The following is an 11,659-nucleotide window of genomic DNA, read 5'->3' as shown; positions in this document are numbered from 1 at the left end:
CAGGGCAGACAGAAGCACCCCAGCGCGCGCCACGGGATTTACCACGCCCCCGGCGCGCACCGAAGGTGCGCTGGATCGCTGACCTGCACATTTGACGAAGCTATCTAACATGCAGTAACGAGATGACTACACGTTGAAGCGGAATGTCTGCCAGCCGATCCTGACCTGCGGCGGAGCCCCGCGCACGGCCCTGACCCGCCATTTCCCCTGCGGACTGTTTGCGGACCGCTCCAGCCGCGCCTGCTCCTCCTCGACGATCTGGCGGGCCATCGCCGTGTCCGAGACGTCGACCGTGTCCGGCGTCGACTCGGCGACCGCGCTGCGACGTGCGTACGCGTCGAACAACCGGGTCTTGTTCTTCAGCATCTCCACCATCCGCTCGTCCACGGAGAGAGGGCCTGACCGGCTACCTCTGCTTCGGCGGACGTCTTCGGCGGGCGACCAGGGCCAGTGCCGACAGGGCGACGACGCCCGCCGACTCGATCGCGATGGTGGGCCACACCAGTTCCGCGCCGAGGGACTCCTCGAAGCCGAAGAGTCCAGACGTGAGGCTGATGACCAGCCCGGCCAGGGTGCCGGCCGTGAGGACTGCTCCGAGGGCCGCCGGAACGCCGACGTACCGGGTGGGGGCGGCCAGCAGCGCAAGCGCCAGCAGGCCCCCGCCGATGCCGTTGAGCAGGAAGAGCACACCAATGGTGGCCAGGCTCCGATAGCCGACATCCCAGAGGTGGAGGTGGATTGCGGCCATCGCCGCAGTCAGACCAGCGCCCACCAGTCGCAGAGCGATCGTGACCCGCGCACGCTCAGTAGCCATTGCTCGTCGACGGGGTCTCGTTCACCGGCGCGGTGGCACCGCCCACGGTGATCTCCGTCTTCATCCCCAGGTCCTCGTGCCCGTCGACGGGGCAGTAGACCTCGTAACTGCCGGACTTCAGGGTCACGTTGAGCTTGGCGCTCGCTCCGGGTGCGAGGGTCTGGGAGCGGTGCTCTCCGCCGGGACCTTCGATCTCCAGGGCGTGGTCGTGATGGCCGTCGTTCTTGACGAGGAACGTATAGGCGCCCGCCTTGAAGGTCTTCTGTGACAGTGCAATGTGGAAGTCGGTCAGGTCCGCGTTCACCTGTGTCACTCCCGGTTCGGCGCTACGGGCCGGGGGTGCGGTGGTCGCCGAGCCGCCTCCGCTGCCACCCCCGCAGGCCGCGAGCCCGCCCGCCAGCGCCGCCGCCGCCAACCCCAGCCCCACGCGGCCCACGCGACCGCGGATGAGTGTCCTTGTCATGACTCAGCCCTCCGTACGAGTTCTGTCGAAGGGGGTACGGATGAACGGCACCCAGGGATTGGCCCGGGCGGGCCACGGACGGCGTGTTCTGCGCGGGGAGAGGAGAATCATGGGGTGTCCTCCCGTGCGGCCCGAGCAATCCATTCGGGGAGGCCGACCGTATCCACTGACATGCAGAGGATGGGCCTCCCTCTCGGACGCGCGCCGGACGAGGCACTGCTGTCAGGCCTGACGACGGGCGATCCCGAGATCGCCGTCGCGTTCGTGCGCCGTTTCCAGCGCACGGTATTCGGCGTGGCCATCGCCGTCGTCGGCGATCCCCAGCTGGCCGAGGACATCGCACAGCAGACGTTCGAGCGGGCCTGGCGGCACGCCCAGATCTACGATTCCCGCCGCGGGTCGGTGAAGACCTGGCTGACGACCATCGCGCACAATCTGGCGATCGATGCGATCCGAGCGCGCAGAGCCAGCCCCGTCGCGCCCGAAGACCTGGACGTGCTCCTCGATTTCGTGACCGACACCCCTGAGCAGCAGGCCCTCGCGGCCGAGGCGTCGGCGGGGATACGGAACGCCGTGGCGGCCCTGCCACGGGAACAGGCCCGCGCGCTGGTGATGGCGGGGATCTACGGGATGACCGCGCAGCAGGTCGCCGAGTTCGAGCAGATTCCGCTGGGCACGGCCAAGACGCGGATCAGGACGGCCATGCGCAAGCTGCGGACCACCCTGGGAGCCGAGGAGAGCAGGCGATGAACGACATGACCTGCGACCGGCTGAGGGAGCTCGACGCCGAGCTGGCCCTCGGCATTCTCCCGGCTCAGGAGCGGGCCCGGGCGGTCGCCCACCTGGACCGCTGTCCCGGCTGCCGGCGGCACATCGAGCAGCTGACCCTGGTCGGCGACGGCCTGCTCGGCCTGCTTCCGGGCACCGAGCCGCCGGTCGGCTTCGAAACCCGCGTGACCAGCAGGCTGAAACAGCCCGGACCGGTACGGCGCCTGCTCCTGCACCCTCGGACGGCGGCCGTAGCAGCAGCCCTGGCGCTCGCGTGCGGCTTCGGCGGCTGGGCCGTCGGCACGGCCGTCGACCACACCCCCGCACCCTCCTCGCCAACGGCCCGGGCGAACACCGATCTCCTTCAGGCGGCCCTTGTCGCGGATGGCCACGAGGTGGGCCGGATATTCGCCCACCCCGGTTCGGCGGGCTGGGTGTACATGTCCGTAGACCTGGAGGGGGAGGGCGTCGGCGGCCGGGTCCAGTGCCTGCTCGACCGTACCGACGGCACCCCGGTTTCCGTCGGCTGGTTCTCCCTCAAGGACGGCTACGGCTACTGGGGCGCCCCGGCCGACGTGGACCCCGCGACGGTCTCCGGAGCCCGACTGCTCGCCCCCGACGGCTCCCTCCTCGCCACGGCACACTTCCCGCGCCAGAACCGGTAGTGCCGCAGGGCCGCTATTCAGCGATCTCTGTCCTTTCCCACCACTCGTAGACAGGCAGCGATCCCTCCGGGCTGTCCTGTAGCCGCGACGTGACCTTGAAGTGCTCGTACCCGCCGCGGTGCGGAATCTTCAGCTCTTGTCCGGGAGGAGTGATCGGTACTACCCGCTCAGGCAGATCATCCGGCCCGCCCTCCAGGATTGCTTTGCTCACCATCCCCCCAGTGTCGCCACCCCTGCGCCCCCTCGCACGCCCACACGCTCGGTGCGACCATCGCGGATCCATGCCGCCGCGCGTTCGGCGATGGCCAGGACAGTGGCGTTGGCCGTCACGATGGCGGGCATGACCGACGCGTCGGCCACGAGGAGCCCGTCGACCCCGCGGACACGCAACCTGGGATTCACGACGGCCATGTCGTCTGTCCTCATGCGGCAGGTGCCGACCGGGTGAAGGAGGCCGTGGGCGCCGGGTCCTCCGGGCGCACCGCCACCATCAGCAGCACCGGCAGGCCGTGCACGCGGCGGGCCAGATAGCCCAGGAACCGCAGCGACGGCATATCGGCCCAGTGCACGTCGTCGACCACCACCGGCAACGGCGCGCGCCGCCAGCTTCGCGGTCAGCCAGTACAGACCGTGCAGCACCGCAAAGCCGCGATCGCCGCCGCCGACCGGTCCGCCGACACGATCGACAACGGGGAGTTGGTGGTGTGGGTCGTGCACGTCGGACACCGCTCCTCGGTCTACGACACGTAGCTGATCCAAGTTCTGCGGACTGCTGCGGACAGCACAACGGCCTGACCTGCTTTCTCGCAGGTCAGACCGTTTGTCCACGTCCGATCAGACGTTCAAGCGGAACGTTCAGTACAACGCTCCGACCTGCAGAAACGCGGTTCTGGACGTGGTTATCCAGCACCCATCCAGCACGGTGCGAGTCCATCCAGCACATCAAGCACGAAATGAGTGGTGTACACATGGCACACTCGGTACGCTTGGGCGCATGACGCAGCCGCTGCCCATAGAGTCCATCCGCGACGTGCGCGCCCACCTGGCGGAAGTCGTGGAGCGTGCGGACCGCGACGACGTGCCCACGGTCATCACGCGCCGAGGGAAGGAAGTCGCCGCCGTCGTCTCCATCGAGGTGCTGCGCAAGTACCAGGAGTGGGAAGAGCGCGAGATCAACCGGATCATCGACGAGCGCATGGCCAATCCGGCGCCCGGCATCCCGATCGAGGACATCATGAGGGAGACGCTGGCGCGCGGTGAGTGAGTACCGGACCGTCTTCCGGCCCGAGGCGCAGGCCGAGCTCCGGAAGATCCCTCGCGACATGGCGCTGCGCATCCTTGCCAAGCTGACCGAGCTGGAGAGCGATCCCCTCGGCTTCAACACCACCGCACTCGTGTCCCAGCCCGAACGCCGTCGCCTACGAGTGGGCGACTATCGCGTCGTCTACACGATCGACAACGGCGAGCTGGTGGTCTGGGTGGTTCACGTCGGACACCGCTCCACCGTTTACGACACCTGATCCTGCGCCAGGAACGCGCGCAGCCCGTCGGAATCCGCAGGAGGCGGCGGCATCACTGTCCGGGCTGGTCGCGCCGGACTGTCAGTGGCGGCTGCTTCCATGACGCCATGAGCACTGTGTACGAGACCGCCGCCCTTCTCCCCGACCCGCCCCAACTCCGTGCCCATCTGCGCGCACTGGCCGTCCTGGACGCCACGATCGGGGACGATCCGCGGTTCTCCCAGTACACGTTCGACACCACCTGGAGCCCCGGCGTGGAGGCGGCCCTGATGGAGAACGGTTCGGGGGACGACTTCTCCGTCCTCTTCACCCCGGCCGGCGTGCTCATACGCGGCTTCGACCACGAGTCGGCGATGAGCCCGTACGGGACGGACGACGAGCAGGTCTGGCCCGGTGTCATCGACGACGTGCCCGCCACACTGCGCCCGATGCTGGACGAGCCCGCCTTCCGTGATGAAGGGATCGACACGCCTCGGGTCACCGCATGCCTGTGGCGGGAGACCTGCGACACCGCCTGGCGCACCGGCTCGGCCATCCCCTTCCCCGCCGGCAGCGAGGACCCGGACGGCTCAGGCTTCCTCTTCCACCTCCTCACCGACCGCTCTCCCGAGGCCGTCCAGGCCCACTTCGAGGACTACTACGAGCGACCCGTCCCCCTCGATGCCATCCGCCACGTCCTCGCCGGACGCCCCCTCACCCCAGCGATCGCCCGGGCCCTCAACCCGGCCGTCCTCTCGGACAGCGCACTGCTCCACAGAATCGCGGCACATCCCGAGGTCGCCTCGTACCTGTCCTGCGACGGCGAGTTCGACTTGGCCCGCACCGACCCGATCGAGTCGATCGCCCTGCCCAACAGTCTCCCGGTGGAGCCCGTCGCCGGCTCCAACGCGGGCGGCACCCACTACCTCTGCGGCCCGGCCGTCCCCGACGGCACCCGCCCCGTCCTCTACACCGACTCCGAGGGCCGGGCCTCCCTCATCGCCGAGTGCCTCGCCGAGGCCCTGACCCTCACCATCGTCCTGCCGTCCTGGCACGACGCCCTGGCCGGCTTCCACCCTCCGGCCCTCAACGCCGACTACCTCGACGACCACCCGGACCACCCCGCCGTCCGCGACCGTCTCCTCGCCGCGCTTCGGCTCCCCCCGGCCACCGACCGGGAAGTCCTGGACCGCCTGCTCACCACCGCCGCCCGCACCGTCCCCGACGGATTCCTCCCGCACGTTCCCGATGAGGAGGAGTCCGCCTTCGAGCCGATGCTCGAACGGTCTACCGAGTAGGGCCGGGCCCGACCGCCTGATCCAGCGTCAGAATATCCAGCACCCATCCAGCACGGTGACGGCGAAGGGGCCGACTCCATCAGGAGTCGGCCCCTTCCGACCTGCACACTTGACGAATCACCTAGCGTGCAGTAACGGCACGATTACACGTTGAAGCGGAATGTCTGCGGACCAATCCTGACCTGCGGCGGAGGCGCCTACAGCGCCCTGACCAGGCATTTCTCCGTTGACGAGCGTTGGGTCCCGACGGTCGCTTACGGGTGTCCTGCGGACTGCCTGCGGACTGGCCGGGTGTGCCGAGGTAGAGAAATCCATGGCGCACCGGCCGGACCTGCAACGAGACTGCGCAGGTGAGCGACCACTACCCCTGTCCCTGCTGCGGGCACCGCGTGCTCGACGCCATGCCGGGCTCCTACGAGATCTGCCCCGTCTGCTTCTGGGAGGACGACGGGGTCCAGTTCCGCTGGCCGACCATGGACGGCGGAGCGAACAAGGTCTCCCTGATCGAGGCCCAGCGCAACTACCAGGACTTCGGTGCCTGCGACCAGCACGGCCGGCAGTACGTCCGCCCTCCGGCCGAGGACGAGCCGCTCGACCCTGCCTGGCGCCCCATCGACCTGACGCGCGACTCCTTCGAGGATTGGGAAGCCGAGCACCGCACCCCGTGGCCCGACGACCGCTCGGTGCTCTGCTGGTGGCTCCCCACCTTCTGGCGCCGCGACCACCCGGCGTCATGACCTCCCACATCGAGCGACTCGTCCAGCAGCTCGACGGCGAAGCCTGCGAGTCCTACGACGCCCGCGCGGAGCTGATCTGGATCGGCTCCGCGGCCACCCCCGCCATCCTCGACGCCCTCCCCTCCCTCGGGGGCTTCGGACAACTGACCGCCATCGAGGTCTTCGAGGAGGTCGCCGACCCCCGCTGCGGCCCCGCCCTGATCACCCTGCTCGACGGCGACAACCCCACCGTCCGCCAGTGGGCGGCCACGGCCCTGGCGAGCCTGGAGATCGAGGACGCGGTCGAGCCCCTACGCCACGCCTACCGCGCCTGCCTGGAGCGGCAGACTCCCCCCGACGAGTCCGAACCCGTCGCCATCCGCTGGGCCCTGACCGACCTCGGCGCCCGCAGCCCCGTCGTCCCCTCCCTGACCGCCCGACTGCAAGCCGGTACTGGACCGGACAGCCCCGGCTGGCCCTCGGCCCACTTCGCGGAGATCATCGACGACCTGGCCGACCACTCCCAACTGATCCTCTACTCCCAGTTCTGGCGAGTGGACGCCGGCCACACGTACGGCGTCTGCGGCACCGGCCTCGACTGGCAGCTCGACTGGACCGCGCCCTGGGAGCACCTGGTCGAGGAAGCCCGCACCTGGTCCCTCCTGGAAGCTACCGAAGCCCCCGTCGCCGACAACGTCTTCGTCGCTCCCACCTGGATCGACCGCACCGACCTACACCCTGAAAGGTGACCCCATGCCGTTCCAGCGCCCCGAGGAAATCGGCTACGGCCACGTGATCGAGCGCTACGTGACGAGGAAGAACTCGGACCACCCTCGCTACCTCGAATTGAACAGCCGTCGCGTCCTACGTCCAGGCTGGCCGCACGCCGAACGATTCGCCCGCCACCTCAGCGACGACGCGGCCACGATCACCGACGCCGAGCTGGAGGCTCTCCTCGGCTACGAGTGGCGCTCACGCCTCACCGCCGCCTGGCTGATCGGCGTCGACCGCCGCGAAGCGTTCCGCGGGCGCATCAGCGACCTGCTCCTGGCCAGCGAGGTCTGCTACTCCGGCGGCGCCTACTGCTTCGCCCTGGCCCGGTTCGGCACGCACGCGGACGCCGAGATCCTCACCGCCTACCTCGACCGCTACCTGCCCCGCACCGACCTCCGCTACGACCAACCCGAAGCCCTCGGCGCTCTCCTCCGGCTCGACGCGCACCTCGGCACCCACCACGCCGTCCTCTTCACCCAGCCCGACGGCCTCTGGGACCAGTGGGTCAATGCCCTGGTCCACCTGCGCGACCACCCCGACTACACCCCCAGCGAGCAGCGCCGCTGGACGGACCTCCACTGCGACTTCGCCAACGGCTGGGCCCGCACGTAGTCGGGGTGCAGCCCGCTCGCTGGGGCCGCCCGCCTCTCAGCCCTGTAGGCGGCGAAGACGAGCGTGAGGAAGCCGTTGGGGCTTCGACGCCCCAGGCGCCGTGGATGATGGGGGCGACCTTGAGGGACTCGGGCTTCACCCGTGAGCCCGTCTCCTCGTAGAGCTCGTGGACCGCGGTCCCGGTGATGGGCTCGCCCAGTTCGCTCTTGCCGACGGGGAGGTCCCACAGGCCCTGGGCGAACTTGGCGTTATCGCTGCGCTGGAGGAGGACGACGCGGTTGGTGGCCTCGTCCTGGACGATGACGGCCGCTACCAGCAGGGTCATCGATTCGAGCGCCGGCTTGAGGACTTGAGGTCGGTCGTCGGTCTCCCATCCACTGCACTTCTATCAAGTTGCCGCGGGGGCCGCCCGTGCTCGACCTTCCACTGCAGCCAGCCGTTGGAGCCAGCACCCACAAGCGCATCGGAAACCTCGGCCGCGCGAGGCTCCGGCCCCTCGGGTGTCGACTGCGACGATGGCCCAAGACTACTGTGCGTCGCCACGCTCATCCACGATCAGGACTGCGAGCCGCAGACCGGTCGCGCCGAGGAAGACGGGGCGGCGCAGCCCGTGGCCAAGCACTCGGGAGGGACCCCCAACGCACACGCGGGATGAAGACTTCCTCGCCAGTAGGCTTAGTGGATCCGCCCGGCGAGCCTCCGGAGACAGCATGCTGACCCGCATCGAAGTCCACGGGTTCAAGAACCTTCTGGACCTGTCCATCGACTTCGGCCCCTTCACCTGCATCGCAGGGGAGAACGGCACCGGCAAGTCGAATGTTTTCGACGCCATCCAGTTTCTCTCCCTACTCGCCGACCAGTCGATGATGGAGGCGGCCCAGGAGGTCCGGGGCGTACACGGTGAGCGTCATGGCGACCCTCGTGATCTCTTCTGGAAGGGCTTCGAGCCCGGCAATCATCGGATGCGATTCGCCGCCGAGATGGTCGTCCCGCTCCACACGGAGGACGACTTCGGCCGAGCCGCGACGGCCACGACAACGTTTCTGCGGTACGAGCTGGAGGTCGGCTACCAGGAGCCGTCCGGCCTGGACCGTTTCGGCCGCCTCACCCTCCTCCACGAGACACTGAGCCACATCACCAAAGGGAAGGCCCCCAAACACCTCCTCTTCCCCCACAGCGCAAAGAACTTCCGCAACACCGTCATTCAGGGCCACCGCAGCGGCGCCCCCTTCATCTCAACGACGACCGAATCCGGCGAGTCGGTCGTCAAAATCCACCAGGACGGTGGCAGCCGGGGGCAGCCCAAGCCGGCTGCGGCGTCCCGTGCACCCGCAACAGTCGTCTCCACCATCACCAGCAGCGACGACCAGACGATCCTCGCGGCTCGCCGTGAGATGCAGTCCTGGCGACGGCTCGCTCTTGAGCCGTCGGCTCTACGCAGGTCCGACAGGTACGTCGACCCACAGGTAATGGGCGCCGACGGCTCCCACCTACCCGCCACGCTCTTCCGTGTGGCCCATGACACTCCCGGCGCGGATCCCAGCCAGGTCTACGCCAGGGTGGCGGGGCGTCTCTCAGACCTGACCGGTATCCACATCCGAGATCTGGATGTCGATCAGGACGAGGTCCGGCAGCTCCTCACGGTCAACGTGCGCGAGGTGGCCGGCATGACGCTGCCCGCCCGCAGTCTCTCTGAAGGCACCCTGCGCTTCCTGGCCCTGTGCGTCCTACTCGAAGACACATCCGTGCGCGGTCTGATCTGCATGGAGGAGCCCGAGAACGGCATCCATCCCGCCAACCTCAACGCCATGGTCGCCCTTGTCCAAGACCTTGCCGTCGACCCGTCGGAGGAACCTGGCACGGACAATCCGTTCCGGCAGGTGCTGATCAACACACACTCACCCGGGGTAGTACAACTCGTCAATCCTGACGACCTCTTGTTCGCCGACACCGCGATCCACAAGGCGGAAAACGGCTCCCTGAACCGGGTACTGCGTCTGCGTCCGCTCGCCGAGACGTGGCGCGCCACGAAGGCGGGCAACGACTTCGTGACGAAGGCCGACGTCCTGCCGTACCTCACCACGCCCGTCGGAGCGCAGCTCACGCTGGACTGGGGGGCCGCGTGACCACTCGTGTTCTCTTCATCGGCGAGGGCAGCAGCGACAACGGCCTCGTACCGCACGTCGAATCCATTGCCGCGCGCAAGGGGCTCGACGCCTCGATCACCGTCCCCGACTTCGGTCTGCTTCGGCTACCGACTGGCCATTCCGTCCGGGACAAGCTGCGGGCAGCCCGTGAGCTCCGCGGGACCTACGACTTGGTGGTGGTGCAACGGGATGCCGACCGGGGTCCCGCCCAGGACCGCAGGGACGAGATCGCGGAGGCAGTGTGTGCCGAGTGGCCCAGTCTCCAGCACGTCGCCGTGGTGCCCGTCCGCATGCTGGAAGCGTGGCTGCTTCTCGATGAGGCATGTCTGCGCCAGGTCGCCGAAAACCCGCGCGGCCGCGTCAGCCTTGATCTCCCCAAGGGCACTGCGGCGGAAAGGGTCGCCGACCCTAAACAGCTCCTCAAGGACTCGCTAGCGCGGGCAAGCGAGTACAGAGGGCGCCGCCTCGTCCAGTTCCAGAAGCGTTTCTCGCAGCACCGGCTGCGCATGCTCGAACTCCTGGATCCGGAGGGGCCGGTGGCAGGCCTTCCGTCGTGGCAGGATTTCGTCAAGGACCTCGACGAGGCGTTCGAGACTCTCAGCGGATGACCCCACTCAGCTAGGCCAGAGGTTCACGCACCTGCCCCTGGGCTGGAGCAAGCCTGCGGCTCACCTTGTAGACCAGCCGTCAAGGGAGACCTCCGAGCCATTGTTCAGGTAGCAGTGAAGAGCGCTGGCCGTGGTATCGACAAAGGCGTCGGGGATGGCTTCGGCGTCGACCCAGCGGACCTGGGAGTGCTTTCGGGGTTCACGGTTTTCGGGTTCGCCGGTCCATTCGTGGGCGGCGAAGACGACGGTGAGGAAGCCATTGGGGGCTTCGACGCCCCAGGCGCCGTGGATGACGTGGGCGACCTTGAGGGACTCGGGCTTCACCGTGAGGCCGGTCTCCTCGTACAGCTCTCGGACTGCTGTCTCCGTGATGGGCTCGCCCGGTTCGCTCTTGCCGACCGGGAGATCCCACATGCCCTGGGCGAACTTGGCGTTCTCGCTGCGCTGGAGGAGGACGACGCGGTTGGTGGCCTTGTCGTGGACGATGACGGCCGCGACCAGCAGGGTCATCGATTCGAGCGCCGGCTTGAGGGCATTGGAGCGTTCGTCGGTCTGCTGGGGCACGGTGTTCCCTTCGTCAGGCGGGTTGTTGGGCATGTTAGGCGAGTGCCTCACGGGCTCGGCGAGCGAGATCGGCGGCACCGGGGACGCGGCGGCGCTGGTAGACCGCGAGCGTGGAGCGGATCGAGGTGATGGCCTTGCGGGTGCGGTCGGAGGTCATGCCTTCCATGAGGACCAGGGCCTGGGTCCAGGCGGCGACTGCTTCGTCGGCACGGGCCTGGGCGGCGAGGCTGTCGCCGAGGTCGGCGTGGGTGAGGGCGTGGACGCGCTTGTACTTCTCCGGGTCCCATCGGGTGAGGGCGTCGCGGTGCTGTTGCTCGGTGCCGATGTGGTCGGCGAGGTCAGTCAGGGTGCGGGCGGTGTGGCTGGCCACGGTGCCGGCTGCTGGGCCACTGACGCGGGAGAAGGTGGGCTGAGGGCCGTCCTCGCGTAGGAGGGCGTCCTCGGCCGCGAGGAGGGCACGTGCGGCCGAGGGGTTCTCGCCGACGGCTGCGTAGGCGCGGGCGTGGGTGATGTGGAGGAGGGCTTCGGTCTGGCCGTCGACGTGGCCGAGGCCGCGGGTGAGGGCGCCTTCGACGAGGTCGACGCAGTGGTGCGGCTGTTTGAGGCTGAGCGCTTGGTGGGCGAGGGCGCGCATCATCCAGGCGGCGTGGCCGTGGGGGTCGGCTTCACAGGCCAGCTGGTATCCGACCTGGTAGTAGCGCTGGGCGGCGCTTATCTAGAGTTGTCAAGCG

At 68.6% G+C, this 11,659-nt stretch carries 16 protein-coding genes and 4 pseudogenes; 11 read left to right on the top strand and 9 right to left on the bottom strand.

The window, feature by feature from the left end; translation table 11 throughout:
- Positions 1–126 precede the first annotated feature (126 nt).
- The 3 genes and pseudogenes from J7F03_RS38170 to J7F03_RS38160 all read right to left on the bottom strand — a co-directional run.
- A pseudogene (locus J7F03_RS38170) lies at positions 127–387 on the bottom strand (hypothetical protein); the annotation flags it as partial.
- Positions 388–406: 19 nt separating this feature from the next.
- Positions 407–748 (bottom strand): hypothetical protein, encoded by a 342-nt coding sequence (locus tag J7F03_RS38165; protein WP_214943563.1) that lies wholly within the window; start codon positions 746–748, stop codon positions 407–409.
- Positions 749–803: 55 nt separating this feature from the next.
- A complete protein-coding gene (locus J7F03_RS38160; RefSeq protein WP_214957789.1) occupies positions 804–1,277 on the bottom strand; it encodes a copper-binding protein in 474 nt (157 codons plus the stop codon).
- Between the two features lie 171 nt (positions 1,278–1,448).
- On the opposite strand from J7F03_RS38160, the gene J7F03_RS38155 reads away from it, so the two are divergent.
- Positions 1,449–2,027 (top strand): RNA polymerase sigma factor, encoded by a 579-nt coding sequence (locus tag J7F03_RS38155; protein WP_214943597.1) that lies wholly within the window; start codon positions 1,449–1,451, stop codon positions 2,025–2,027.
- Positions 2,024–2,710 carry a hypothetical protein gene (locus tag J7F03_RS38150; RefSeq protein ID WP_214957786.1) on the top strand — a complete coding sequence of 229 codons (687 nt, stop codon included), beginning with the start codon at positions 2,024–2,026 and terminating at the stop codon, positions 2,708–2,710. The genes J7F03_RS38155 and J7F03_RS38150 overlap by 4 nt, the downstream gene beginning before the upstream one ends.
- Before the next feature lie 13 nt (positions 2,711–2,723).
- Here J7F03_RS38150 and J7F03_RS38145 read toward each other — a convergent pair whose 3' ends face one another.
- The 3 genes from J7F03_RS38145 to J7F03_RS38135 are packed head-to-tail and all read right to left on the bottom strand — an operon-like array spanning position 2,724 to position 3,294.
- The gene (locus J7F03_RS38145; RefSeq protein ID WP_214957784.1) at positions 2,724–2,924 is read right to left on the bottom strand and encodes a DUF5988 family protein; all 201 of its coding nucleotides are present in this window, start codon (positions 2,922–2,924) and stop codon (positions 2,724–2,726) included.
- A complete protein-coding gene (locus J7F03_RS38140; RefSeq protein WP_374104451.1) occupies positions 2,918–3,121 on the bottom strand; it encodes a GMC oxidoreductase in 204 nt (67 codons plus the stop codon). Before J7F03_RS38140 ends, J7F03_RS38145 begins: the two co-directional genes overlap by 7 nt.
- An 11-nt stretch (positions 3,122–3,132) precedes the next feature.
- Positions 3,133–3,294 carry a hypothetical protein gene (locus tag J7F03_RS38135; protein ID WP_214957780.1) on the bottom strand — a complete coding sequence of 54 codons (162 nt, stop codon included), beginning with the start codon at positions 3,292–3,294 and terminating at the stop codon, positions 3,133–3,135.
- Positions 3,295–3,388: 94 nt separating this feature from the next.
- On the opposite strand from J7F03_RS38135, the pseudogene J7F03_RS42510 reads away from it, so the two are divergent.
- The 7 genes and pseudogenes from J7F03_RS42510 to J7F03_RS38100 form a co-directional block, all read left to right on the top strand.
- A pseudogene (locus tag J7F03_RS42510) lies at positions 3,389–3,460 on the top strand (type II toxin-antitoxin system RelE/ParE family toxin); the annotation flags it as partial.
- Between the two features lie 244 nt (positions 3,461–3,704).
- On the top strand, positions 3,705–3,974 hold the full coding sequence (locus J7F03_RS38125; protein WP_019434848.1) for a type II toxin-antitoxin system Phd/YefM family antitoxin: 270 nt from the start codon (positions 3,705–3,707) through the stop codon (positions 3,972–3,974).
- Positions 3,967–4,230 carry a type II toxin-antitoxin system RelE/ParE family toxin gene (locus tag J7F03_RS38120; RefSeq protein WP_093677539.1) on the top strand — a complete coding sequence of 88 codons (264 nt, stop codon included), beginning with the start codon at positions 3,967–3,969 and terminating at the stop codon, positions 4,228–4,230. Before J7F03_RS38125 ends, J7F03_RS38120 begins: the two co-directional genes overlap by 8 nt.
- 107 nt (positions 4,231–4,337) lie before the next feature.
- Entirely contained in the window at positions 4,338–5,507 is a 1,170-nt protein-coding gene (locus J7F03_RS38115) for a hypothetical protein (RefSeq protein WP_214957778.1), read from the top strand.
- Between the two features lie 350 nt (positions 5,508–5,857).
- Entirely contained in the window at positions 5,858–6,244 is a 387-nt protein-coding gene (locus J7F03_RS38110; protein WP_214957776.1) for a CPCC family cysteine-rich protein, read from the top strand.
- Positions 6,241–6,972 (top strand): HEAT repeat domain-containing protein, encoded by a 732-nt coding sequence (locus J7F03_RS38105; protein WP_214957774.1) that lies wholly within the window; start codon positions 6,241–6,243, stop codon positions 6,970–6,972. The genes J7F03_RS38110 and J7F03_RS38105 overlap by 4 nt, the downstream gene beginning before the upstream one ends.
- A gap of 4 nt (positions 6,973–6,976) precedes the next feature.
- Positions 6,977–7,609: a DUF6000 family protein gene (locus J7F03_RS38100; RefSeq protein ID WP_214957771.1), complete on the top strand. Its 633-nt coding sequence runs from the start codon at positions 6,977–6,979 to the stop codon at positions 7,607–7,609.
- 44 nt (positions 7,610–7,653) lie between these two features.
- On the opposite strand, the pseudogene J7F03_RS38095 reads toward J7F03_RS38100, so the two are convergent.
- Positions 7,654–7,934: pseudogene (locus J7F03_RS38095) on the bottom strand (NUDIX domain-containing protein); the annotation flags it as partial.
- A 385-nt stretch (positions 7,935–8,319) separates the two neighbouring features.
- Between J7F03_RS38095 and J7F03_RS38090 the strand changes: the two are divergent.
- Both J7F03_RS38090 and J7F03_RS38085 read left to right on the top strand, forming a co-directional pair.
- Positions 8,320–9,735, top strand: coding sequence for an AAA family ATPase (locus tag J7F03_RS38090; RefSeq protein WP_214957769.1), 1,416 nt, complete (start codon positions 8,320–8,322; stop codon positions 9,733–9,735).
- On the top strand, positions 9,732–10,364 hold the full coding sequence (locus J7F03_RS38085) for a DUF4276 family protein (protein WP_214957767.1): 633 nt from the start codon (positions 9,732–9,734) through the stop codon (positions 10,362–10,364). The genes J7F03_RS38090 and J7F03_RS38085 overlap by 4 nt, the downstream gene beginning before the upstream one ends.
- Before the next feature lie 60 nt (positions 10,365–10,424).
- Here the strand turns inward: J7F03_RS38085 and J7F03_RS38080 are convergent, their stop codons facing one another.
- The gene (locus J7F03_RS38080) at positions 10,425–10,961 is read right to left on the bottom strand and encodes an NUDIX domain-containing protein (protein WP_214957765.1); all 537 of its coding nucleotides are present in this window, start codon (positions 10,959–10,961) and stop codon (positions 10,425–10,427) included.
- A gap of 1 nt (position 10,962) precedes the next feature.
- Positions 10,963–11,637: pseudogene (locus J7F03_RS38075) on the bottom strand (hypothetical protein); the annotation flags it as partial.
- Between the last annotated feature and the right edge of the window lie 22 nt (positions 11,638–11,659).

The sequence above is a fragment of the Streptomyces sp. ISL-43 genome (assembly GCF_018614195.1).
Lineage (GTDB): Bacteria > Actinomycetota > Actinomycetes > Streptomycetales > Streptomycetaceae > Streptomyces.
Note: the sequence above shows the minus strand (reverse complement) of the source record. Positions and strands in the feature narration are given on the sequence as shown.